We start from the raw sequence: 23,966 nt of genomic DNA on the forward strand, positions 1-23,966 counted from the left end.
TTTTCAATCATCAGAGGAATTTACTGATTCGGACGTAACGGAAACGTGATTTTCCTCACCTGCTGGAAAATGAGGAAGGATTAAGCGTGTTAGTGGGATGTTGCTCACATTTAAAATGCTTTTTAATGGTGTTAAGTCATCTTTTTATCGGCAGTAGTCAAAAATCTGTAAACGATTCAGCCACGATGGATAGGTAAGGCTTTTTTCGTAAAACCAGGATGTATAAGGGAAGCGCGAAGAAAGGGCCTCGCGCATTTCCCGCAGGGCAGATTCACGACAGGTAAAACTGGCGCTTAAAAGCAAACATATCATTCAGCAGGCAGTACTCGGGATTGCCGAGCGTGATAACCGGCGCGCGTTGGGCAATCATGGTCTTCCAGTTTGCCAGTGAATGTCGCCAGGCGGCATCTTCGTCGTCGGTTAACGGCGCAACCTGATATCCCAGCGTAATATGAAACTGGTAACGATCGTGGCCCGGCTCGTGAATGCCGGTGACTTCAGACAGGCGATCGCGCAACTGGCGCAAGCGCTTCTCTGTATCTGCATCGGCCGTTAACAGGCGCAGCGTTAACGGGGTTTCATGCGCAGAGGGCGCCTCCGGATTAACGCGCATGCGGTATGGCGCGGCATCTTCACCCAGCTTAAACGACCGCAGGCGCTCAGCCAGGATCCGATCGCACTCTTCCATAGGCATATCAAGAGCCAACCCAGCAGGCCATAGGGGATAGCGTCTTTCCTTGTCGTTGGCACCGCCGAAAACGGTCATATGATAACTGGAGGGAGGCAGCGCGGTGACCTTTCGTGACCAGCTTTCACCGGGTAACTCACGATAGACATCAAGCAGGGCATCGAAGGGTTCCGAGCCTTCACCTTGCTGCGGCAGATGGCAAATAATCGTGTTTCCCCTAAACGGCAGAACCCGGCCGTCCGCGGCAAACTTACGGCCCACGTCGTTAGAGCGGTGTTCCGCACCGATAGCGCGGGCGGCGGCCATACCGCCTAGAGTGGCAATCGTACCTTTCAACAGCATTCTCCGTGTTGTCATCGTCCTACCTCAGTATTGAGCAGATTCCGGCAAAATCATTAATGGGTTCCTCGCCTGTGCGATCTTGCACGGGCATGTAGAGAGGACGTCTTCTCTGTCTGGCCGGGATGTCACAGGACAGCAGAAGCCTGATGCAATGATGAGGGGGCGATAACACACCTGCGCGGGAGCACAGATCCCGGCATCATCGTGCTGGTTAATCAAGGGGACGCGCATCTCAATCGGCCATCCTGGCGAATGTCTGTGACTAAAAGATGAAGGGAGAGTGTGATGTCCAGAAGAGGAACCGCGCGCCGGCGTTCTTGGCCGGGTTGGGTGCATTCAGCCTGCGGGACGCAACCTAATCGGCGGGGCGCAGTGGATCGTATTTGTCCTGTTAGCCAGGGCAAGAAGAAGCCAGCGTATTCAGCGCTGGCATGACTTTCCCACGTCTATACATTGAGCCGATGAATAACCGTCACGAATTCATTCACCCCGCGATTAATCTCCTGAAAACTGCGCGAGAGGTTGCTGATTTTGTCATTCTCGGCGGTAAGAAAGCGTTTAATTTCTTCAAGTTGCTGGGTCATGTTTTCAATAAGGGTGGTATTTTCTTCCACCACTCTGGTGATTTTAAGCGTCGCCTGCGATGTCGAGGCCGCCAGTCGCCGGACCTCCTCGGCCACCACGGCAAATCCACGCCCCGCTTCGCCTGCACGTGCCGCCTCAATCGCGGCGTTTAACGCCAGAATATTGGTTTGCCCGGCGATGGCGTTGATCGTCGAGACGATTTCTTTAATATCCATCGAAGAATGATTGAGCTTATCGCCAATTTCTGCTGCCGCACTGACCTGTGACGACATCGATTCCGCATTGCGGATGGTTTCACCCAGTACATCATTCGCATTAAAGGTGATCTGAGACGTCTCTTCCGACGTTGTGACGGCAATGTCAGCAACCCGTTTAGCATTCTCGACACGTTCGGTAATATCAGATGCCAGTTTGATGACCTTATAAACGTGCTCAGCATCATCTTTTATAGGGTTGTAACTGGCTTCCAGCCAGACGCGTTTGCCTGAGGCGGTGACCCGCTCAAAACGTCCAGTAAAAGCCCGGCCTTGCTGGATCTTTTGCCAAAAATCAGGGTGCTCTTTATAAAATTCATCATAGCAAAACATACGATGATGTTTGCCCTTGAGGCCATCAAGCGGGTAGCCCATTAATTTCAGAAAATTGTTATTGGCATCAACAACCTCGCCCTGCGGGGTGAACTCGATCATGGCCATAGAGTTATTTAGGGCGGTGATAATGGCTTCTTTATGCTTCAACGCTTCATGTTTATTAGTAATGTCGTTGGCGATTTTGATGACTTTTTTTACCGCGCCGTGACGATCCTTCACAGGGAAATACGTCGCGCTTAAATACAGCCGGCTGTGATTTTTGCGAAAGCGCTCAAAAATGCCGCTAAAGGAGTGACCGGCGCCCAGGGTTTGCCAGAAATGCGCGTAGTCGCTGGAGCGCACGACGTTATCATCGCAGAACAGGCGATGGTGCTGACCCGCAATCTCGTTGAGCGTGTAACCCGTCAGTTCAAGAAAGGGCTCGTTTGCCGTAATGATGCTGCCGTCAGGCGTAAATTCAATCCAGCCAATGTTGGCTTTGATCGCCTGCGTGTTGGTCTGGTCATCTGCGGACCCCCATGAAGCGCTACCGGGCATAAAACGTGTCAGGGCAAACATAACGCTCTCCATCTTTTTCAGATAAAAGGGACAAACGATTTTGGCCTGTGTCGGGGAATTTGCTGCCTGTGAAAAGTAAAGCGTCCGGCGCGGGTCGTCTTAGATTATCGGCACTGATGAATTCATATTTAGAAATAGATTAAAAAAAGTGATGGTTATCACAGTGGCAGGCAAAGCGATCCAGTGCGGTATAAGCACGCGGACTTTCTTGCCTGGCGTGCAGCCCGAAGATGAGATGGTGGTGTAAAATACGCGAGCAGCAGTAATTTAGCGGGTTCCCTCGCCATGTTTGCTGTTCTGACTGAAAAAACGGCAGGGGCAGCGGACGGCCTGTTTCAGGACGGAAGTCATTAAAAATTGCCAGCACATCGGAGTAATTGTTAATCATAACTTGTTGAATGATGACAAAAAACATTGGGGACGTTTTTGTTATCCAAATGAATCGGGGGATGATTCGATTGACAGGCGTTCGTTCAGCTGGACTGATTTCACTTCGGGCAACCCAACTGCGTTTTTATCATCGGCTTAAGCGAAGGCGTTCTGCGTAAGACAAAGAAATACCTGAGGAGCGCAGCGCAAGGTGATAGCGTCCGCTCCCCTTTCTCAGACGGACAGCAAAAGATACCGGCGATAGCGCAATCCCCCAGTACCGGCCTCTGCCGGGCTGACATGCAGGCGGCGAGATTAAAATACTGGCGCGTAGAGGGCGGATAGTGGCAGGGGCTGACGAGCCAAACAATCATGCGCCAGCGGGTGGGGCGCTGGCGTGGCGATGACATCTCAGGCGGTGTCGCCAATGTCAGCCTGCAACATCGCCTGTGCCGTCACACATTCAGTCGATGGATCACCGTAACGCATTCGTTCACACCGCTGAAAATTTCCTGAATACTGTCTGAGAGATGAATCATCTTGTCGTTTTCCGTCGTGAGAAAACTGTTGATGCCATCAAGCTGCTGATGCATGTCGCCGATAAGACTGGCATTTTCTTCAACTACCTTACTGATTTTCTGCGTTGCCTGAGAGGTGGAGGCGGCAAGACGTCTGACTTCTTCCGCGACTACCGCAAACCCACGTCCCGCTTCGCCCGCGCGTGCAGCCTCAATGGCGGCGTTCAGCGCCAGAATATTGGTTTGTCCGGCAATGTTGTGAATCGTGGAGACAATCTCTTTGATGTCTTTGGCCGAATAATTCAGTTTGTCGCTGATCTCCGCAGCGGCTGTTACCTGAGAGGCCATGGATTCTGCATTTCGCACCGTTTGGCTCAGAACCTCATTGGTATTCGCGGTGAGATGCGACGTTTTTTCAGAGGTATTCATGGCAATATCCGCAACCTCCTGCGCCGTGACGACACGTTGGGTGATATCCGAAGCCAGCTTAATCACTTTATAAATGTGCCCCGCAGCATCTTTAACCGGGTTGTAGTTGGCCTCAAGCCAGACACGTTTTCCTGATGCCGTTACCCTTTCAAAACGCCCGGTGAACGCGCGTCCATGTTGAATTTTCTGCCAAAAATCAGGGTTTTCTTTGTAAAAGGTATCAAAACAGAATATACGGTGGTGTTTACCCTGAATCGCCGCAAGATCGTATTCCATCAGCGTCAGAAAGTTTTTATTGGCGTTGAGGATCTCGCCCTGCGGGGTAAATTCGATCATCGCCATGGAGTTGTTCAACGCAGTAATAATCGCTTCTTTATGCGTCAGCTCTTCGTGCCGGTCAGTGATGTCATTGGCGATTTTGATGATTTTCTTCACGGTGCCGTGTTTGTCTTTCACGGGGAAATAGTTGGCGCTTAAGTAGAGCAGACTTTTATTTTTTCTGTAGCGTTCAAAGATGCCGCTGAAAGACTGACCTGATGCCAGGGTTGCCCAGAATTCGGCATATTCACGAGAGCGCACAAAGTCTGGCTTACAGAACATACGATGATGCTGGCCGGTAATTTCACTGAGCTGGTAGCCCGTGACCGCCAGGAAGACCGGGTTGGCCGTAAGAATGATGCCCTCGGGCGTAAATTCAATCCAGCCGCTACAGGCTTTGATCGCCTGTACGTTACTCCGATCGTCGGAGACATTCAGCGGGGTTTTGCCCGGTTTAAAACGCGTAAAGGAAAACATAGCACTCTCCATTTATAGCCGTAAAAAGGTCAAAGAGTTGACCACGTAGTGGAGAGACAGCGACCTGTTTACAGGGAGGTCGATCGGCTCGGGTCCACTAACGTTATCGGCATCGCGCGTGTCATATTTAGGTCACATTATGGACACAATTAAAGTCTGGTGAGGTGCATCACGCTATTCACAAAGGGCATGCGGTGACGTCAACAATGCGCATGCCCCTCAGCGTAGGTTTCGCTCTCAACACTGTCAGTGTCGGGGAGCGGATGGTGCTGCAATGAAGCGGCCTGAAGCCGCGTTATGACGGGTTATCCGGTATTGCACTGCGCAAAAATTCAGGGATGGCAGGGCGACCGTTTTCCAGACAGGTGCCGGTGAAAACCGCCTCGGCATAAACGACATTATTCACCAGAATTTGTTGGATGAAGTTAACGCGGTTGCGTTTTTCATTGGCCGCCAGTGTACAGGTCACCTGCATCTCATCACCTTTCTTCAGGCTCTTTTTGAAGCGCAGGGTGTACTCCAGCAGCATATGAATACGACCCGCGGTAAACTCTTCTTCGAGATCGACACCAAGGTGCTCTTTCATAAAAGCGTGACGTGTCCATTCCATATAAAACGGATAGTAGAGTCCGTCCACCACGCCCTGAAAATCGATGTGCTTTTCGTCAACCTGATACGTTTTCGTAAACATAATAGCGCCAGTAGTGAGTGAGGTTATGCTCACTTTAGTGATCATTGGCGCTTTGTGAAATGCTTTTTATTGGGGATGCGCGGGGACCGCGTACGGTGATATATCATGCTGTAACATGGCCGGGCCAGCGAGGCGCTGGCCCGGGTGAGGCGATAAAACGCGGTTATCGGAAGAAAAGCGCGTCAGTTATCGGAAAGCCGGCGTCGCGAGAGTGCCGCTTCTTTCGGTGCGGAAAATAGACACTGCGTTGCGCAGCATTACGGTTTGTTCCAGCATGCCCTGCGCGGCGGAGGAAACCTGCTGAACGAGCGCGGCGTTCTGCTGGGTAACCTGATCCATCTGGCTAACGGCAATGCTGACCTGACCGATACCATTGCTCTGCTCATCCGATGCGATGGTGATTTCGCCCATAATGGTCGTTACGCCCTGCACCGATTTCACGATCTCCTCCATCGTATTACCGGCTTCTCTTGCCAGGCCTGAGCCTTTCGCCACATGCTCGACCGACTGTGTGATCAAATCTTTGATCTCTTTGGCCGCGGTTGAACTGCGTAAGGCCAACGAACGCACCTCACCGGCGACGACCGCAAATCCGCGTCCACCTTCGCCCGCTCTTGCGGCTTCAACGGCGGCGTTAAGTGCCAGGATATTGGTCTGGAATGCAATGCCTTCAATGACTGAAATGATTTCGGCAACTTTGCCCGAGCTTTCTGAAATAGAGCGCATGGTTTCCACCACCTGCTTCACGACATCCCCGCCCTGAATCGCCACATGTGATGTAGTGTCGGCCTGAGTATTCGCGTGACGTGCGTTGTCAGTATTCTGACGAACGGTGGCGGTAAGTTCTTCCATGCTGGCAGCCGTTTGTTCAAGCGCGGCAGCCTGCTCTTCTGTGCGCTGAGCCAGATCGATATTGCCCTGCGCGATTTCGTTGGCTGAATTGTTGATCAGCTCCGCAGACGACTGAATGCCGCTGACGATGGTGACCAACTGCTGACGCATGGCTTCAAGCGACGCCATCAGGCTGCCCTGGCCTTTAAGCGGAACAGCAATGTCCACGGTCAGGTTACCCTGCGCAATCATTCCGGCAATATCGGCCGCCGCTTTTGGCTCGCCGCCCAGTGCGCGGATAATGCTGCGCGTAATAATCGTACCCAGAATAATCGAAAGCAGAATCGTAATAATACCGGCCAGGCTCAGCGTCATTTTGGTGGCAAAGGCCAGGCTGTTCACCTCTTCAGAGCGTTTAGTTAACAGCGTGGCTTCCGCATTGTTGAATTCAGCGGCAAGGGCGCGATAGCGATCCATAAATGCCTTATCACGGCCCTCCTGAAAGAAATGCGTCAGCGTTTCCAGCGGTTGTTTGCCGCTGTTTACATCCCGGCGCAAGGCGATCAGTTGATCGTCCACAGCCTGAACACTGTTATGCAGTTCAAGCAGCGAGGTCAGCCTTTGCTGCTGCTCGGCATTATCCGCCGTCATGCTGCGAAGCTGATTGTACTTCTGATCGAAAGCGGTTTTACCAGCGTTAAACGGTGCCAGGAAATTGTCATTGCCTGAAACAACAAACCCACGCACGCCCGTCTCCATATTCACCATATCGGTCAGCATACTGTCGCTGACGCTCATGACCTGATAACTGTGGATGTTCCAGGTGTTGGCCTGACGCAGTTTAAGAAAATTGGCGATCGACAAGCTGCTGCCAATCAGCGAAACAATAACGATGATGCCGAACGCGAAGGCGATTTTACGGCCGGTTGTGATTTTCATGTTTTTCCCCGATAAGTGATCTTATTATTTTTGTGATAAAAGCCATTACATTTCGTTTATCGGCAAAGAAGAGTGGCAGTTTATAACCGCACCTCCTTTTTTTATAAAACCTGTCCTTAAGGTTAGCCGCAGATAATTACCTTGGTTATCTATAGAAAGGATACGATGCCGTGGGGATAACATAACAGTATGTTACGAGCAGTCACGTGACTTTTAGCCGTTCCATAAGCACGTGGCAAAACAGCTTAATAAAGAGAAAGCAATTTCGCTTTGCGGAGGTGAAGGGATTCAAAACGCTAATGCAGAAAAAAACATGGAGAAAGTTGCTAATGGATATGTATAAAAAATGTCGCTTTCATTCGAAATAATGAAAGCGACAGAGCAGTTAAATAACGTCGTTTTTATTAACTGCGATGATTAGCCTTTACTCCCTGTCTGCGCATGAGCGCCCGTTTGGGTGTGGTGCACAGTTGGGCTCACAGGAAGCTCAGAATAGGTTTGAGTATCATAAATTACCCCTTCTTCAGCGGATTTCAGCAACATACCTGCCTGATAGTATTTGTCCTGTTTCATCATGGCGAGTGCGCTGGAAACATCGTTTTCAGTCTGCTGCAACGGCATCAGTTCCTGCGTTTCGGTAACGGCAACGCCTGCCAGTTTCAGCGCATCAAGCGCGCCCTGTTTATCACCCGCTTTGATATGCTGGTTGGCCTGATCGATAGCATCATTTTTCTGTTTCGAAAACTGATAATCTTCTGAAACGGAGACGTCTGAACCGATACGAATATAGTTATCGCCATTCATGGGGGCTTTCTTGTCGTAGCGAATATATTTGGTCCAGTCCACGCTATTATCTTTCAGGTAGGTTTCTGCCTGGGTGGCCAGCGCTTTTGCCTGTTGCGTCTGACCGTTAAATAACGCGTTGCGAGAAAGCTGAATATCATTCATCGCCTGGGCCGCCTGCGCGGATACGACTTCGTTATTTAACGTGTGGCTGTCTTTAAAAGATTCAGCGGCAGCGGCTCCACCAGTAAACACTAATACGGCTACAATCATTGAGCTAACAATCATCTTTTTCATGATATTAATCCTCTGTATGTATGCATCCGAAAGGTGCTAACGTCATTAATTACATAAAGCGTGCCTTATTACGGGTAATAAATATTTCCGGAAAAATCATAGACAGTGATTGTCAGATGAATATCGCCGTCTGGGTTTTGCTACTGTGGAAATGATTATCCAGAACAGCATTACTGACACAGAAACGATCGGGAGCGGCGCTGTCTGAGGCGTAATCTTTTACAGGGCAGTTGCTGCCGCGCAGTTGGGTAAAAAACATATCGCCTGAAAAGCATGCTTCGGTAAGGTGTACATCCTGCTGTGACGGGTTTTCACACTGGCTGCCGTGAAAAGAAAGGGTCATTAACCGGGCCATAATTTATCTCCTTGATGTCGTGCTGACGTCTTTAATTAACACCCGAAAGATATTTAAGTGTGATTATGAGTTTGCAGAAAAATGTCATCGTTACATTTTTCATCTTTATTTTTCATTAAAAGTCATTGAGTTAGATGAATGAGTTTGTAACAGGTCCTCCGTTCTTTAAGAAACCTGAGTTTTCTATAGAAGAAAACGTACAGGCTGACATCAGGTTGAATTTTCATCATCCTGTTAACGGGAAAATAAGGCGGGTAACGACAGAGGAAACACACTGTCTTTTTCCCCTTAAGATTTTGTCGTGTGCTGGCCCGGTGGCCGTTAAGCGTGGGAAATCCTGTGTGTGTGGATTTTATCCGCGTCTCGTCTTCTTTTGAGTAGGCTGCTTTACACAACGTCTGGCACTGGCAAAATAGTCATTTCCCTTTCCAGTAATCGCTATGTCTGAAGAAGCTCTGCGGCAGCAAATCGCGAATTTAAAAAAGCACAATGCGCGATTAAAGCGTATTGCGCACGATGCCCGTAATAAATTAAGCGCCGCACTGGACGGAACAGGACTGTGCTTGTGGCAGCTGGATATTCCCAGCGGCAAACTGGTCATTTTTAACCGACGCTGGGGATCGATGCTGGGTTTTCAGCCCAAAGAAGTCGGTGCGCATTTCGACGTATGGAAATCCTGCCTGCATCCGGACGATGCCAGCGACGTATTGAAGGCTTTCTACGATCATATTAACGGAAAGGCACCTTTCTATGAGGCGTTGCACCGCATGGTGGGCAAAACGGGCAAGATCACCTGGGTACTGGATCGCGGTCGGGTCAGCGAATGGGACGAGCAGGGAAGGCCCTCCAAAGTAACGGGCACCCATATCGATATGACCAAAGAGAAACAGTACGAAGAGCAGCTGGCGACACTGGCGATGCATGATCCTCTTACGCAGTTAACTAACCGCCATGCATTACTCACCCATTTTCGCGATATGAAAACGGAAGCCGTGTTTTGCATTGCCTTTATTGATTTAGATAATTTCAAACACGTCAACGATACGCTGGGGCATCGCAGCGGCGACGACGTTCTGATTCAGCTCAGCCAGCGCTTTATCGCCGCCTGTCCGTCTAATGTCATTATTGGCCGACTGGGCGGAGATGAATTTGTTTTGTTGATCCCTTTCGCCTTGTCCCATCCGCTCACAGATAAACTCACACAAGCCTGTCTTGAAGCTGCCCTGCAGCCCTTCGAACTGGCTAACGGTACAGCGTCCATTGGCGCTTCGATTGGTGTGGTTCAGGTTAACAGCCCCGAGAACTTTGACAGCGCGCTCGCCCGGGCCGATGAGGCCATGTACAGCATCAAAAAAAATGGCAAATGTGGCGTCGCCCTGTCACACGGGGAAGGCTTATAAGGACGCTTCCCGCGACTGGAACATTTTTCGCCCTCTGCCAGGCTTATGTGGTATCACCATTCTGCCAGCGCTGTCGCGGCAACATGAGCGGCGGAGGCCTGAGGCGTAATGACTTCCACCTGGAGCGAGGCACGCATGAGTCTGTTTAAAAGCAAAGATGGATATAATCTCTATTACAAAGACTGGGGTAAAGGTCAGCCAGTATTGTTTAGTCATGGCTGGCCGTTGGATGCGGACATGTGGGACAGTCAGCTCAATTTTCTTGCAGAACGCGGCTACCGCGCCATCGCCTTTGACCGACGTGGCTTTGGGCGTTCCGATCAGCCCTGGGACGGTTACGATTACGACACCTTTGCTGACGACATTCATTGCCTGATTGAACATCTGCAACTCAGAGACGTGACCCTGATTGGCTTCTCAATGGGCGGCGGGGATGTGTCACGCTACATCGGCAAATACGGGACAGATAAGGTTAAAAAGCTGGTGCTGCTGGGGGCGGTAACGCCGATTTTCGGCCAGACTGACGATCATCCCGAAGGTGTCGAGAAATCGGTCTTTGACGGCATTAAACAGGGATTGTTGAAAGATCGCGCGCAGTTTATCAACGAGTTTGCTGCGCCGTTTTATGGCACCAATGCCGGTCAGCAGGTTTCAGAAGGCGTGCTCACGCAGACCTTAAACATCGCTTTACTGGCATCGCTTAAAGCAACGCTGGACTGTGTTACCGCGTTTGCCGAAACAGATTTCCGCGCAGATCTGGGGAAAGTGGATGTGCCAGCCTTAATTATTCACGGCAGTCATGACCAGATAGTGCCTTTTGAAGCCACGGGCAAGCTGGCACATGCGCTGATACCGGGTTCGGAACTTAAGATCTATGACAATGGCCCACATGGTTTTGCCGTCACGCATCAGGACCAACTCAATCAGGATTTACTGACGTTTTTACAACAGTAACGGAACAGAATAATCTGAAAGCAACGCCCGTCAGGGCGTTTTTTTTATTCCTCAACGCTTCGCTTATTTAAAACACCTTTTTTACCTTCTTCTCTTTTATTTTTCATGACCATTTTACTAATTGATGCTTTTTTGATTATTTAATAATCTGCTTTTAACAGAAACATCGATAATTAACGAATTTACCGCTTCGCTTATTTTCAGATGATGGAAGTGTGATGTTGTTGAATTTGCTTTATCAGGCGTGGTTAAAAAGAACATTTATTGATCATATTGACGACGTTCCGTGATGCTGATCCGATTTACCGCTTCGCTTATAAAGAAAAACGGGGTGGACTTTTTAATGAATCGATCGATTAATAGGGGCGGGAAGAGTGGCTGTCACAGGGCTGACATGATCGCCATTCTCGTTAAGTTTCTTGTTTAGATAGTTTCGTTACTAAAGAATTAAAGGGATGAGCCGCAAAATGGTTTTGTCTGGCAACCCACGCCAGCGCTCAGCGTTTATGCTTGATAAGGTGATTTTTATGGCTACATTTAATTCTGTAGCCTTTAAGGTAATGCAGCTTTAACTGTGCCAGTTGAATAATGAAATTTGAGGAGAATACAGAATGACGCAATATCGTGGTGGCGCGGGTAATTTCGCCGCAGATAAAGAGCGCGCGGCAGAGGCCGGGCGTAAAGGCGGGCAGAACAGCGGTGGGAACTTTAAGAATGACCCGCAGCGAGCGATCGAAGCAGGCCGCAAAGGAGGTAAAGTAAGCCGTCGTAGTTAATCATTTACTTACAATGACTTGCTATTATCTTTGGCGGTTTAAAAAAGGGAAATACGTTCAGTACGCTTCTGTCTTCCCGTCTGACCTGTTGTGAAAACACGCTCTGGTGTGAGGTCGCAAGAATCTTACCGGAAAGAACGCCCCCTTTCCGGTGTCTTTTTCAGCGCTCCGCTGACATCAAAAAATAAATATAAAAAAATGGAACCTCAATCCAATGGGCGGAATGGGCATTATTTTCCTTGGGTGCTAAGTTGTACGCGGATGGGAATATTCGTACAGATTTGGCTGAATTTAAACAGATCCTCATTTTTAATAAATTTAAATTAAAAAAGATAAATCACTGGTAATGAAAGAAAAAAATGCATTTTTAATGCCACTTATGTTGTCAGGTTTTGCAAAGTTAAACACTATTCCCGCCAACTCCACTAAGGTTATATAAAGTGCGATTGACTGAAGCGGCGCTGAAACCTCGGTGCTGCTGTTTAATTAATGAGGCTCTTTTCATGACTGTTAAAACGTTAAATGATCTTTTCATCCACGACCTGTCAGATGTTTACAGTGCAGAAAAACAGATTGCCCGGGCTCTGCCAAAAATGGCGCGCGCTGCCAGTGATGAAAACCTGGTTGCTGCGTTTAATCAGCACCTTGAAGAGACACGCGGGCAAATTGAGCGTCTGGATGAATTAGTTGAGGCCACGCCCGAGGTAAAAATTAAACGTATGAAATGTCATGCGCTGGAAGGGCTGGCGGAAGAAGCACAGGAAATTATCGAGTCGGTAGAAAAGGGAGAGGTACGCGATCAGGGATTGATCGGAGCGGCGCAAAAAGTTGAGCATTATGAAATCGCGACCTACGGTACCCTGCAGGCGCTGGCACTCAAGCTAGGCTACACCAAAGCGGCGAAGCTGCTGGCACTGACGCTTGAGGAAGAAAAACAAACCGATGTAAAACTCACCACGCTTGCTCAGGCAATCAGCACGGTTGAAGGAGCAGCAAAATGACCACGGCGATTGAAAACTATCATGACTGGCTACGCGATGCGCATGCCATGGAGAAGCAGGCCGAGAGCATGCTGAGCAAAATGTCGGGCCGCCTTGAGCACTACCCGGCACTGGAACAACGCCTGGCACAGCATCTGGAAGAAACCAAACATCAGCTTCAGCTGCTTGAGCAGCTGCTGGATCGTCACGGCATTGACCACTCCATCATGAAAGACGTGATGGGAAAAATGGCGGCAATGGGGCAGGCGATCGGCGGTATGTTCACCTCTGATGAAGTCGTGAAAGGGGCGATGAGCGGCTATGTGTTCGAGAACGCAGAGATCGCCAGCTATACCAGCCTGATTGCGGCAGCAGAACAGGTCGGTGACAGTGAAGGTGTCAGAGTGCTGAGCGAAATTCGCAATCAGGAGATTGCGATGGCTGAATGGCTGTTCCAGCATCTGCCTGAGGTGACGCAACAGTTCCTGCAGCGCTCCGCGCAGCCGGGCGTTGAAGCGAAGAAATAATGCGTTTGCGGTGCCGCAGGCGGTAAAAAGCCGGGAAATGTTCCCGGCTTTTTTACGTGCTTCTGGGGCGGTTAGTCAGCCATTAAATGACCGTACATCGCCATCAGGCGACGCGTTACGCCGTTTGTCCAGCCGAAGCCGTCCTGTAACGGATATTCGCCACCGCCGCCCGGGCGGGCACGATCGCCGCTGATATCGTACTTTTCTACCAGCTTATGGTGCAACTGGTAGAAATTGTTCACCGTGGTCAGCCAGTTAACGGCAATCTCGTTCGCCAGCGACTCTTCCCCATAGTTGTTTAAGCCCACAACGGCCATCCACTGCATGGGCGCCCAACCGTTCGGTTTATCCCACTGTTCACCGCTTTCCACCATTGAGGTCAGCAGGCCGCCGTTGCTGAGCAGCAGGTGGCGCAGGGCGATAGCTTGCAGGTGGGCCTGATAGGGCGTTGCCAGCCCGACAAACAGCGGCACGACGGCGGCGGCGGTAAAGGCACCGAAGCGCGCACGGCGCCAGTCATAATCGCGAAAGACTCCTGCCGTGCTGTCCCACAGGTAACGGGTAATCGCCCGCTTACGCGCCTCGGCCTTTTTCTGCCAGGCCAGCGCAGTCAGCTCTTCACCTTTAGCATGCGAGAGCGTGGCTATCATCAACTCAAGCTTGTACAACAGCGCATTGAGATCGATAGGGATAAATTGTGTCGTGCGAATACTGGCCAGGCGTTTTGGGTTACGCAGCCAGCGTGACGAGTAATCCCATCCCGATGCCGCCCCTGCGCGCAGATCGCGGTAAACTTCGCTTGCCGGACGTTTTGAATGACGCGCCGTTTCCACATCTTCAATCCAGGATTCGTCGCGCGGCGTATCGCGGTCGTCCCAGTAGCGGTTCAGCAGCGAGCCGTCAGGCATTCTGACCACATGGCGGTAAGCCTGGTTTGGCATCAGCGAGCCCGCGCCATCCATCCAGAACTGATACTCTTTCATCAGTTGCTCCAGATAGCGCTGAGAGCCCTGCACACCATCTTCTTCGAACAGCTCAACCATCAGGGCGAACACCGGCGGCTGTGAGCGGCTGAGGTAATAGGTACGGTTGCCGTTTGGGACATGGCCGTAGTTATCGATCAGCCATGCGAAGTTGTCCGCCATATGGCGCAGCAGGTCGTCGCGGCCCGACTCCGCCAAACCAAGCATGGTGAAGTAAGAGTCCCAGTAGTAGGTTTCACCGAAGCGACCGCCCGGTACGACATAGGGTTTGGGCAACGGCAGCAGCGATGAGTGCGGCATATGCTGCTGCGGCATTTTGGTCAGCACCGGCCACAGATCGTCAATATGCTCGTTGAGCGTCTTGTCGGGATTCGAGACGTAAAAGCTTTCATTAATGCCCGGCATATAAAAATGCTCAGCAACAAAACGCGACAGGTCGAACTCCTTGCTGCGCTTTTGACGACGATAGCGCATCAGCACATCCAGAGGATCGTACTTAGGCGAGCAGTCGGGGAAAGTTTTACTGTCCTCGAAAATGCCTGACATCTGGACGGCTTCGAACAGCTCAAGGTAGCGATCGGCAGGCGTCAGCGCATCCGGAGCCGGTAAGCCTTCAATCAGCTCCGGCTCGGGTTCAGAATCTTGCATGCGGTCCAGCTTTAGTTCATGGGGATCGTATTGATACTCAACTTCCGCCCCGGCACGATTCTCTTCGAATGCATTGAGTTGCTGGCGATAAGTATTAATAACGGCCTCCTGAGCGAACGGGGTTGCACAAAGAAGGAATTATAGACCTCTCGCAGGCAGGAACAACAATGCAGATTGTCTATGAACGTAATAAAAATTGTCTATTAATCGTATGCATTGAATAAAACACAGTCAATTCAACTAAATATGGCGGGTTTAGCCGTAAATGCATTTCAGATGAATCTCTTAGGTAACAACGAAATAAATTTTAATCTACCCGGAGGGTAATGTTTATGACGCAGGTGAAGGTGATAATACACAAAAATGTCACGATGGAGCACAATGGCGTGAACAAGACCGCGAAGGACAATTTAGCGTGAAACCTTATACCTTACAGCGTCTCACTGACCGGGATATGGCGGCATTTCGGACTATCAGGCTTGACGGGCTCAAGCGTCATCCCGCTGCCTTTGGCGCAGATTATGACACTGAGCGTCATCAGCCTGACGCGTTTTTTGCGGCAAGGCTACGTGAAAACTGCGTGCTGGCAGGAGCAGACGATCGGGGCCGGTTGGGCGGCATCATCGGTGTGCGCTTTAATGCCGCGCTGAAACAGCGCCATTACGCCACGATCTGGGGAATGTATCTGTGCCCGGAATGGCGTGGAAGCGGGCTGGCAAAGGCGTTACTCACGGCCGCGATAGCCGAAGCCGGTGAATGCTGCTGCCTGAAGCTCGCCGTGAGCACCACCAATACGGCGGCCGTCCGGCTTTACCGCTCGGCAGGGTTTCAGACTTATGGCACGGATGTGGCCGCGCTTTATGTCAACGGCGTTTATCACGATACCTTGCTGATGCGGCTGGACAAAGAACCCGAACGCTGAGCAATAAGCCTTACGTGCTTCTTCACCCGTAGAACTAACGGGCGACGTAAAGTGTGCGTCAGCTCAGGCTGATGTTGAACAGGCGCTGAAGGGCCAGTTTGCCGCTGTCTGTCACAACCAGTTCCCGGTATCCCGGCGCCTGAACCAGCCAGTGCTTTTGCAACAGAAAGCGTAACAAGGCGGCACCCACTTCGCCTCCCGCATGGAAGCGTCTTTCACTCCAGTCCAGGCAGGGACAGCAGGCTTTTCGCCGGGAGCGGGGCGCAAGCGCAATCCCTGCATTTGCGAAATTAGCTGTGCCATGTGGCGTCAGCGCCGTGCCGTCCTCACATATCCAGCCTTCCAGTTGCAGAAAATCATAGATGGCTACGGCAATTTCGCCGGCCAGATGATCGTAGCAGGTTCGGGCTCGCCTCAGACGGTTTGGCGTCGTGGTTTTAAGCGGGGCGTCGGGCCTTACCGAAACGCCCATTAGATTTTCCAGCAGGCTGGCAACCTCGCGACCGGCCAGGCTGTAATAACGATGCCTTCCCTGCACCACACAGACGAGCAGGCCCGTCTCAAGCAGCTTATTCAAATGGCCACTGGCGGTTGACGGGGCGATATCGGCCACCACGCTCAACTCAGTGGCGGTCCAGGCCCGGCCATCCATCAATGCACAAAGCATGTGCATTCTGGAGGCATCTGCCATCGCCGAGGCGACCACAGACATGCTGATCTCCAGCGAGGGCTGATTATCCTGATGATGGCGGGAAGGGATCAGTTTCATTCTGTCGCGCATGTCCATTGACGGGTCAGGTTGCCAGCCCGCAAATCGTCATCTGTGAGCAGGATGAGGCGGTTACTGTGATCGCTGTACTGAACGCATATATTAATGCCGTTTTGCGCAATAATCCGCGCAATTTCGCCCAGCTCCCCCGGCCGCGCCTGTGCCAGCTTTCTGATGAGTGGCTTTTTAACGTCCCTGACGTCAAAACCGGCCTGCGACAATACCTGTTGGGCTTTGGGGCCATCTTCAACAAGGAAGTGGGCATGGCTCTCCTGGGGCGTAGAAAACACACCGCCCCCTTCCAGACCAATGCCATGCTGGCCGAGAAGCGTGCCAAAGGCGGCAAGCGCGCCTGGCGTGTTGCTGAATACGACATGAATATCAAACATGATGACGTCCCTCTGGCCCTGAATAGTCGCGCATCACCTGAGCAACGCGTATCCGGTAATGTGAAAAAATATGGCTTTTACCTTCTTCCTGCGCTGACTGATGTTCTCTGTTTTCTCGCCAGTTTTTTACCGCACTCTCATCTTCCCACCAGGAGAGCGATAAGATCTTTCCGGGCGTGCTCAGGCTCTGGAACCTTTCAATCTGGATAAACCCCGGTAATTCAGCCAGCCCGGGCGACAACTCAGCCGCCAGCGCAAGATAGCGTTGTTGCGCTGCGGGTAAGGCTTCTGCTTCAAAAAGAACAGCAATCATTTTAGATCTCCATGAGTAAGCATGCGGGCAGTTTACGCGCGGCAGAATGCGATGCTTCGGCGTGTACCGAACAATGGCGTGCTCCATGTGGAGAAGGGCAGGGCGAGAAGAGAGAAGGGACGTGCGCCTGGCAGAGTAAAACCCGACAGGGGAGAAATCCGCCGTTGCCTGCCGGCGACTCTGCTCCGGTAAACAACGGCGCGATCGCAGGGCAAAACGCCTGCGATTCGGCTGATCTTATCCTTGTACCAGCGTGGTGCGAATCACGTCCTGGTAAGGCGTGGTTGGACGACCAATAAGCTGGCTCAGCGCGCGGGAATCATCGAACAGACCGCCCTGAGACGCGCCGACATCAGAGTCCGCCAGTAAGTCCGCCAACGGCGCCGGTAAGCCTGCGCCTTTCAGCGCCGCCGCAAAGTCTGCCTGCGGCAGGTTAACGTAATCAACCTGCTCACCGCTTTGCGCGGCAATCTCAGCGGCAAATTCAGCCAGGGTGTAGCTGTGATCGCCTGCCAGTTCGTAGACCTTCCCTGCCTGATCGTCACGAACCATCACTTCAGCCGCCGCATCGGCATAGTCCTGACGCGCAGCAGACGAAATCCGTCCTTCGCCCGCCGCACCAATGAACGCATGATGTGCCAGAGCAGGTGCGATGCTCGCTGCATAGTTTTCCGTGTACCAGCCGTTGCGCAGCAAGGCATAAGGCACACCTGACGCCGCCAGCATGGCTTCGGTTGCGCGGTGCTCGATCCCGAGCGAAAGCGGAGAGGTATCCGCATGCAGCAGGCTGGTATAGGCAATAAATTTCACACCTGCGGACCTGGCGGCCTCAATAACGGCTCTGTGTTGAGGTTCACGCTGGCCGACTTCGCTTCCCGAAATGAGCAGCAATTTTTCGACCCCTGCAAAGGCGTCCGCTAACGTCTCAGGTTTATTGTAATCCGCCTCACGCACGTTAACGCCCAATGCGGCAATATCCGCCGCTTTAGCAGGCGTGCGTACGGTGGCAACAATCTTGTCTGCCGCAACTTTTTTGCTCAATGCATCAATGACTAAACGGCCCAGTTGGCCAGTGGCACCCGTAACAGCGATCATGAGGTTACTCCTTAAGATGACAGTTGGTAAAAGGCAGCCTAAGCGATAAACTAACTTTTAGTAAGTACTTACAGAATTGTTAGCATGGGGTGAAAGCGTTAAATGTCTGAAAAACTGAGCGAAAAATTTAGCCGGGGCGAGTTGCTCAATGTTAACTGTCCGTCACGCGACCTGTTAAAGCGTATCACCAGTCGCTGGAGCGTGCTGATCCTGCTTGCGCTTAAAGATAAAACGCTGCGATTTAGCGAACTCCGTCGTGCGGTGGGGGGCGTCAGTGAACGTATGCTGGCCCAGAGCCTGCGCTATCTGGAAGAGGACGGCTTTGTGCAACGTATAGCCTATGATGTCGTGCCGCCGCATGTGGAATACCGCCTGACGCCGCTGGGGCGTGAAGTCGGGGAGCAGGTCGTAGGGCTGGCAGACTGGTTAGAAGAGAATCTTGAGCGCATCCTGTCTCACCGCGAAAAGGACACTGCCGCTGAATAGCCTGTTGATCCTGACGGGCGAGCGCCTGCCGGGACGAAGCGACGTTCCCTGACCAGACGATGCCCGCTAACGAATGCGCAACGCTTAGTGGAGATAAACCGTCGGCCTTATCTGCAACCTGGCGATGATATCCCGTAGCTTTTAACATCATTTTTACTACTGCGATTATTTTGACAAGGCTGCACCCGTAAATAATGGCACTGCCAGTTAATGAACACCGGGTCATTTACATGTTCGATATTTTTTTAACATAAATAGCAAACTAATCCAGGCCGCCTGCGGCGGATAAACGCTTTTTTACAGTTCATTAAATATGTCCCAATCTGAAAAATAACCTCAGAAGGGGTAGATAAGATAAATACCCTGCTAACGATATAAAAAAACACATAATTTCAGTGTGGGATGTGCATTTTAGCCCGAGGCAGGTGCGCGGAGTTGCGCTGAATAACAGCTAAAAACAGCGGGTTGCGCGTTTTTTCGTGCTAAGCCTGTCTGGACAGGAGCTCACTTTTTTATCCCCTAATTTAATAACAATAATGTCACAAAGCTACGCTGTAATTAACCTTTCCTCGTTGTTTTTTAAATAAAAGATCTTTCAACAAAAAAATGATCTAAATCAAAAAATACTGTTATAGTTTTTACTTATCCAATTGTCTCTGTTTCACCAAGGCGAAGCGTTTTACATTCGCCATGGAATTTTTCTGTGCAATGGAATGACGTTCTTTGTACATAAGTTGTTAATTATAAGTAACTATACGGTGTTCTATGTGGCAAAGAGGTAAGCAATGTTTGGATTAGATGCCTTTCATCTCGCCAGGATCCAGTTCGCATTTACTGTTTCCTTCCATATTATCTTTCCAGCCATCACGATCGGCCTGGCCAGTTTTCTGGCCGTGCTGGAGGGAATGTGGCTCAAAACGCGTAATCAAACCTATCGCGATCTCTATCATTTCTGGTCAAAAATATTTGCTGTCAACTTCGGCATGGGCGTGGTGTCCGGGCTGGTGATGGCGTATCAGTTTGGCACCAACTGGAGTGGCTTTTCCCAGTTCGCGGGCAGTATTACCGGCCCCTTGCTGACCTATGAAGTCTTAACGGCGTTCTTCCTGGAAGCCGGTTTTCTGGGCGTCATGTTATTTGGCTGGAACCGCGTCGGTCCGGGCCTGCACTACTTTGCGACCTGCATGGTGGCGCTCGGCACGTTGATTTCGACGTTCTGGATCCTCTCGTCAAACAGCTGGATGCAAACCCCGCAGGGCTACCTTATTCAGAACGGCGTTGTCGTGCCGGAAGACTGGTTTAAAATTGTCTTTAACCCCTCTTTCCCTTATCGCCTGCTGCATATGTCTGTAGCGGCCTTCCTGGCCAGCGCCTTCTTTGTCGGCTCCTCCGCCGCCTGGCATTTACTTAAAGGCAACGACAATCCCGCCATTCGTAAGATGTTTTCGATGGCGCTGTGGATGGCCCTGATTGTCGCACCCGTTCAGGCAATGATTGGGGATGCGCACGGGCTTAATACCCTGGAGCACCAGCCGGCAAAAATTGCGGCGATTGAAGGCCACTGGGAAAACCCGCCGGGTGAGGCAACACCGCTCATCCTGTTTGGGCTGCCGGATATGGAGGAGGAGCGCACCAAATACGCGCTGGAGATTCCTTACCTGGGCAGCCTCATCCTGACGCACAGCCTGGATAAGCAGGTGCCGGCGCTGAAATCCTTCCCGAAGGAAGATCGTCCAAACTCAACCATCATCTTCTGGTCATTCCGCGTGATGGTGGCGCTGGGGCTACTGATGATTACGCTGGGCGTGGTCAGCTTGTGGTTGCGCTATAAAGGTCGCCTGTATCAGTCACGTCCCTTCCTGTGGTTTGCCTTGCTGATGGGCCCTTCCGGCCTGATTGCCATTTTAGCAGGGTGGTTCACCACCGAGATTGGCCGTCAGCCCTGGGTGGTTTATGGCGTGCAGCGCACTATTGATGCGGTGTCACCGCATGGTGAAATGCACATGAGTATCAGCCTGCTCGCCTTTATCCTGGTTTACTCCTCCGTATTCGGTGTGGGTTATCACTATATGATGCGGTTGATTAAGCAAGGTCCGGTCACGGGCGAAGGCGATATTGTTGAAACGGGTGGTCCCGGCCAGATTAAAACGCCAGCACGTCCGCTCTCTGCTGCCACTCACAAGAATGAGGAGCGTTGAGATGGTTGATTACTCAGTTATCTGGTTCGCGATTATTGTCTTTGCTGTTCTGATGTATATCGTGATGGACGGTTTCGACCTGGGCATCGGCCTGCTGTTTCCCTTTAATAAGGATGCAGGCGAGCGCGACATGATGGTGAATACCGTTGCGCCGGTCTGGGATGGTAATGAAACCTGGCTGGTGCTCGGCGGTGCGGGCCTGTATGGCGCTTTCCCACTGGCCTATGCGGTGATTGCGGATGCGCTTTCCATTCCGCTTACCGCGATGCTTATTGGGCTGATATTTCGCGGCGTGGCATTTGAGTTCCGCTTCAAGGCCGTGGAGCATCACCGGGCGTTCTGGGACAAGTCGTTTATCGCCGGTTCGCTACTGGCAACCTTCAGCCAGGGGGTTGCGGTGGGTGCCATGCTGGATGGCATTCCGGTATCAGGTCGTAGCTTCGCCGGGTCCACACTGGACTGGCTGGCGCCGTTCCCGCTGTTCTGCGGCGTAGGATTAGTGGTGGCCTATGCACTTCTGGGCTGTACCTGGCTCATTATGAAAACCGAGCATGAGCTGCATCGCAAGATGTCCGCTCTGGCAACGCCATTGCTTATCGCACTGCTGGTGATTATCGGCGTGATCAGCATCTGGACGCCGTTTACGCATGAGAGTATTTCGCACCGCTGGTTCAGCATGCCGAATCTGTTCTGGTTCCTGCCGGTGCCAGTCCTGGTCGTGCTGAGTGCCTGGGGGCTGAGAAGGGCGATCAAGCGTGAGGCGCACTATTCGCCTTTCCTTCTCACGTTAGCGCTGATTTTCCTGGGCTTCTCAGGTCTGGGTATCAGTATCTGGCCGAATATTATTCCGCCATCGGTATCGATCTGGCAGGCGGCGTCACCGCCTCAGAGCCAGGCCTTTATGCTGGTGGGTAGCCTGCTGATTATCCCGATGATCCTGGGCTACACCTTCTGGAGCTACTACGTGTTCCGCGGAAAAATTAAAGCAGACGAAGGATACCATTGATATGCAAACCCAGGTCGACAGCAAAGAACGTCAGAATGAAACCCGGTCGCCGTGGTGGAAACGTGTGCTGTGGCTGGTGGTCATCTATGGGGCAAGTGTGCTGGCGCTCGGTGTGGTGGCCACGCTGTTCAGAATGATGATGACCGCCGCCGGTATGCGAAGCCACTGAGGATTTCTTCTCCGTACGTTTCTTAACCGTAGTACGCGCGCTTTACGCCAGGCTGCACTCTGCCTGTCTACTCAGCCAGCCTTCGGGCTGGCTTTTTAAATAGTAACCCAGGCAATTAATGCGCTTTTTGCCTTTCCACCCTCTCGTTTACCCGGTGCTTCATTACAATCCCTAAGGCTTTTTGTTACTCTTTTATGACGAATTTCCCTTCTGTTTTCTGTTCATACATCAATGCTAAGTCAAACCATAAAAAAACAGCATATTAATGATTTAGTCGACTGGATTGAGGCCAATCTCACCAACGACATCAATATCGACCAGATTACCCTCAAGTCTGGCTACTCCAAATGGCATATGCAGCGTCTGTTTAAAGAGATGACCGGGCAAACCCTGGCGGCCTATACCCGAAAACGACGCCTGACTCTCGCCGCCATGGCGCTGCGGCTGACCCGGATGCCGTTGATTGATGTTGCGGTGCGCTTCGGCTTCGAAAATCAGCAGAATTTTAACCGGGTCTTTAAAAACCACTTTATGATGACGCCAGGCGCCTTCCGTCGCCACAGAGTCTTACCTGTGCGCCATTTTCACGGCCGCATTGCGCAGCGCGCGCCAGTCAAGCAGGCGGTGCTGGTTATACGTGAAGAAGCCCTTCAGCTACAGGGTGAGACACTGGAGTGGGAGTGCCGCTATGGCGACTATATAAGCGACCGCCATCATCGCGTTGCTGAGCAGGTGCGCCAGGTTGTTCGCGCCCGTCACGGGGCTGCGCAGGGCTGGCTGGGGTTCCAGTACGGGCCGGGAAACGGCTCTGTCGAGCAGCAGCATATTAGCCTTTTTCGTGGCCTGGAAGCACAGCAAACGGCTGATGCACATTCCGCCCTGCCGGTTCGTACCATTGCGCCAGGCCTCTACGCCAGCCTCGCGTGGAGCGGGTCGCCGGACCAGCTCACGCGCTTCATCGCAGACATTTATTATCTGCATTTGCCCAAGCTGGGCGTAGCCTGTCGGCCGGGGATGGATTTACTGTGTCTGGACTTGGCCCGAAGCACGCAGGACAGAATCGAAGGCGTATTTTTCATCCCGGTGACCCAGGGCTGAATGCACATAACGTGCGCCATAATGTGATAAAGCGCACGATTTTATAAGCGGATTAGCTGTGCAGGCGTAAAATTCTTCCTGAAGCTCACAGAGGCGCCATTACCACGGCTTTTATTTCTCAGGGCTGGAATATTCACCTGCTTTCTACGCCTTATCAGGCTAAAACACATGATTAAAATCTCTCAGATATCAGCGATGCTGCTGGCTATCGCGCTGTGTGCGGCCCCAACGTTGGCTGCCGCACAACTGACCGATCCTGCCAATGTGCCCACAGGGTTACATCCTGGATCGCAGGGGACGCATAGCGAGATACTCGGTGACAGCTCCCTGCCGCAAGGCAGTGGACAAAACCCGGCGCGGTAACCACGTTATTACCGCTATCCCCTTAAAAGGCGCCTGAGCGCCTTTTTCGTTTTCTGTGCTTCCTTCCTTTTTGTCCGCGTTTTTTCACAACGTATCGCATTTTTCGTCATTGTTCTTAAG

General features: G+C 51.6%; 26 protein-coding genes. 13 read left to right on the plus strand and 13 right to left on the minus strand.

Annotated elements, in window-relative coordinates; genetic code table 11:
* Positions 1-271: 271 nt before the first annotated feature.
* From NXS97_RS16805 to NXS97_RS16825, 5 genes are all read right to left on the minus strand, one after another.
* A complete protein-coding gene (locus tag NXS97_RS16805; RefSeq protein WP_112900429.1) occupies positions 272-1,045 on the minus strand; it encodes a DUF1868 domain-containing protein in 774 nt (257 codons plus the stop codon).
* 431 nt (positions 1,046-1,476) lie between these two features.
* Positions 1,477-2,763 (minus strand): PAS domain-containing methyl-accepting chemotaxis protein, encoded by a 1,287-nt coding sequence (locus NXS97_RS16810; RefSeq protein ID WP_014605089.1) that lies wholly within the window; start codon positions 2,761-2,763, stop codon positions 1,477-1,479.
* Positions 2,764-2,902: 139 nt separating this feature from the next.
* Positions 2,903-3,178: a hypothetical protein gene (locus NXS97_RS16815; protein ID WP_240758733.1), complete on the minus strand. Its 276-nt coding sequence runs from the start codon at positions 3,176-3,178 to the stop codon at positions 2,903-2,905.
* Between the two features lie 409 nt (positions 3,179-3,587).
* Positions 3,588-4,874: a PAS domain-containing methyl-accepting chemotaxis protein gene (locus tag NXS97_RS16820; RefSeq protein WP_019104783.1), complete on the minus strand. Its 1,287-nt coding sequence runs from the start codon at positions 4,872-4,874 to the stop codon at positions 3,588-3,590.
* Between the two features lie 295 nt (positions 4,875-5,169).
* Positions 5,170-5,565: a thioesterase family protein gene (locus tag NXS97_RS16825; protein WP_019104782.1), complete on the minus strand. Its 396-nt coding sequence runs from the start codon at positions 5,563-5,565 to the stop codon at positions 5,170-5,172.
* Position 5,566: 1 nt separating this feature from the next.
* On the opposite strand from NXS97_RS16825, the gene NXS97_RS23335 reads away from it, so the two are divergent.
* Positions 5,567-5,623, plus strand: a complete 57-nt coding sequence (locus tag NXS97_RS23335; RefSeq protein WP_353938860.1) for a hypothetical protein — start codon at positions 5,567-5,569, stop codon at positions 5,621-5,623.
* A gap of 128 nt (positions 5,624-5,751) precedes the next feature.
* On the opposite strand, the gene NXS97_RS16830 is transcribed toward NXS97_RS23335, so the two are convergent.
* The 3 genes from NXS97_RS16830 to NXS97_RS16840 form a co-directional block, all read right to left on the minus strand.
* Positions 5,752-7,335, minus strand: coding sequence for a methyl-accepting chemotaxis protein (locus NXS97_RS16830; protein WP_019104781.1), 1,584 nt, complete (start codon positions 7,333-7,335; stop codon positions 5,752-5,754).
* Positions 7,336-7,752: 417 nt separating this feature from the next.
* The gene (locus NXS97_RS16835) at positions 7,753-8,415 is read right to left on the minus strand and encodes a YfdX family protein (protein ID WP_029570640.1); all 663 of its coding nucleotides are present in this window, start codon (positions 8,413-8,415) and stop codon (positions 7,753-7,755) included.
* A 112-nt stretch (positions 8,416-8,527) separates the two neighbouring features.
* On the minus strand, positions 8,528-8,770 hold the full coding sequence (locus NXS97_RS16840; protein WP_013027129.1) for a hypothetical protein: 243 nt from the start codon (positions 8,768-8,770) through the stop codon (positions 8,528-8,530).
* Positions 8,771-9,210: 440 nt separating this feature from the next.
* Here NXS97_RS16840 and NXS97_RS16845 point away from each other — a divergent pair, with 440 nt between their 5' ends.
* The 5 genes from NXS97_RS16845 (at position 9,211) to NXS97_RS16865 (ending at position 13,407) form a co-directional block, all read left to right on the plus strand.
* Positions 9,211-10,170, plus strand: a complete 960-nt coding sequence (locus NXS97_RS16845) for a sensor domain-containing diguanylate cyclase (protein ID WP_013027128.1) — start codon at positions 9,211-9,213, stop codon at positions 10,168-10,170.
* A 135-nt stretch (positions 10,171-10,305) separates the two neighbouring features.
* A complete protein-coding gene (locus tag NXS97_RS16850) occupies positions 10,306-11,124 on the plus strand; it encodes an alpha/beta fold hydrolase (RefSeq protein WP_014605095.1) in 819 nt (272 codons plus the stop codon).
* Between the two features lie 611 nt (positions 11,125-11,735).
* Positions 11,736-11,900: a general stress protein gene (locus NXS97_RS16855; protein ID WP_006118264.1), complete on the plus strand. Its 165-nt coding sequence runs from the start codon at positions 11,736-11,738 to the stop codon at positions 11,898-11,900.
* 503 nt (positions 11,901-12,403) lie between these two features.
* Positions 12,404-12,901, plus strand: a complete 498-nt coding sequence (locus NXS97_RS16860; protein ID WP_014594535.1) for a ferritin-like domain-containing protein — start codon at positions 12,404-12,406, stop codon at positions 12,899-12,901.
* A complete protein-coding gene (locus NXS97_RS16865; protein WP_013027125.1) occupies positions 12,898-13,407 on the plus strand; it encodes a ferritin-like domain-containing protein in 510 nt (169 codons plus the stop codon). Before NXS97_RS16860 ends, NXS97_RS16865 begins: the two co-directional genes overlap by 4 nt.
* A gap of 71 nt (positions 13,408-13,478) precedes the next feature.
* Here NXS97_RS16865 and NXS97_RS16870 read toward each other — a convergent pair whose 3' ends face one another.
* Positions 13,479-15,137 carry an alpha,alpha-trehalase gene (locus tag NXS97_RS16870; protein WP_071785178.1) on the minus strand — a complete coding sequence of 553 codons (1,659 nt, stop codon included), beginning with the start codon at positions 15,135-15,137 and terminating at the stop codon, positions 13,479-13,481.
* Positions 15,138-15,453: 316 nt separating this feature from the next.
* Between NXS97_RS16870 and NXS97_RS16875 the strand changes: the two genes are divergently transcribed.
* Positions 15,454-15,960: a GNAT family N-acetyltransferase gene (locus tag NXS97_RS16875; protein ID WP_072139029.1), complete on the plus strand. Its 507-nt coding sequence runs from the start codon at positions 15,454-15,456 to the stop codon at positions 15,958-15,960.
* 58 nt (positions 15,961-16,018) lie between these two features.
* Here NXS97_RS16875 and NXS97_RS16880 read toward each other — a convergent pair whose 3' ends face one another.
* The 4 genes from NXS97_RS16880 to NXS97_RS16895 all read right to left on the minus strand — a co-directional run bounded on the left by NXS97_RS16880 (position 16,019) and on the right by NXS97_RS16895 (position 18,526).
* Positions 16,019-16,747 carry a helix-turn-helix transcriptional regulator gene (locus tag NXS97_RS16880; protein ID WP_072138285.1) on the minus strand — a complete coding sequence of 243 codons (729 nt, stop codon included), beginning with the start codon at positions 16,745-16,747 and terminating at the stop codon, positions 16,019-16,021.
* A complete protein-coding gene (locus NXS97_RS16885; protein WP_015699567.1) occupies positions 16,726-17,118 on the minus strand; it encodes an amino acid-binding protein in 393 nt (130 codons plus the stop codon). The genes NXS97_RS16880 and NXS97_RS16885 overlap by 22 nt, the downstream gene beginning before the upstream one ends.
* The gene (locus NXS97_RS16890; protein ID WP_015699568.1) at positions 17,111-17,431 is read right to left on the minus strand and encodes an antibiotic biosynthesis monooxygenase; all 321 of its coding nucleotides are present in this window, start codon (positions 17,429-17,431) and stop codon (positions 17,111-17,113) included. Before NXS97_RS16890 ends, NXS97_RS16885 begins: the two co-directional genes overlap by 8 nt.
* 237 nt (positions 17,432-17,668) lie before the next feature.
* Complete coding sequence (locus NXS97_RS16895) at positions 17,669-18,526, minus strand: SDR family oxidoreductase (protein WP_014605100.1); 858 nt, start codon at positions 18,524-18,526, stop codon at positions 17,669-17,671.
* Positions 18,527-18,628: 102 nt separating this feature from the next.
* Between NXS97_RS16895 and NXS97_RS16900 the strand changes: the two genes are divergently transcribed.
* The 6 genes from NXS97_RS16900 (at position 18,629) to NXS97_RS16925 (ending at position 23,846) form a co-directional block, all read left to right on the plus strand.
* Positions 18,629-19,012, plus strand: a complete 384-nt coding sequence (locus tag NXS97_RS16900; protein ID WP_014594531.1) for a helix-turn-helix domain-containing protein — start codon at positions 18,629-18,631, stop codon at positions 19,010-19,012.
* Between the two features lie 785 nt (positions 19,013-19,797).
* Positions 19,798-21,210, plus strand: a complete 1,413-nt coding sequence (locus NXS97_RS16905; RefSeq protein WP_014594530.1) for a cytochrome ubiquinol oxidase subunit I — start codon at positions 19,798-19,800, stop codon at positions 21,208-21,210.
* Position 21,211: 1 nt separating this feature from the next.
* Positions 21,212-22,216, plus strand: a complete 1,005-nt coding sequence (gene cydB / locus NXS97_RS16910; protein WP_105077279.1) for a cytochrome d ubiquinol oxidase subunit II — start codon at positions 21,212-21,214, stop codon at positions 22,214-22,216.
* Between the two features lies 1 nt (position 22,217).
* Entirely contained in the window at positions 22,218-22,385 is a 168-nt protein-coding gene (locus NXS97_RS16915; protein WP_013027115.1) for a DUF2474 domain-containing protein, read from the plus strand.
* Positions 22,386-22,616: 231 nt separating this feature from the next.
* A complete protein-coding gene (locus NXS97_RS16920; RefSeq protein ID WP_013027114.1) occupies positions 22,617-23,483 on the plus strand; it encodes a helix-turn-helix domain-containing protein in 867 nt (288 codons plus the stop codon).
* Positions 23,484-23,651: 168 nt separating this feature from the next.
* The gene (locus NXS97_RS16925; protein ID WP_015699569.1) at positions 23,652-23,846 is read left to right on the plus strand and encodes a hypothetical protein; all 195 of its coding nucleotides are present in this window, start codon (positions 23,652-23,654) and stop codon (positions 23,844-23,846) included.
* Positions 23,847-23,966 lie beyond the last annotated feature (120 nt).

It is taken from the genome of Pantoea sp. B623 (assembly GCF_024814475.1).
Classification (GTDB): Bacteria; Pseudomonadota; Gammaproteobacteria; order Enterobacterales; family Enterobacteriaceae; genus Pantoea; species Pantoea ananatis.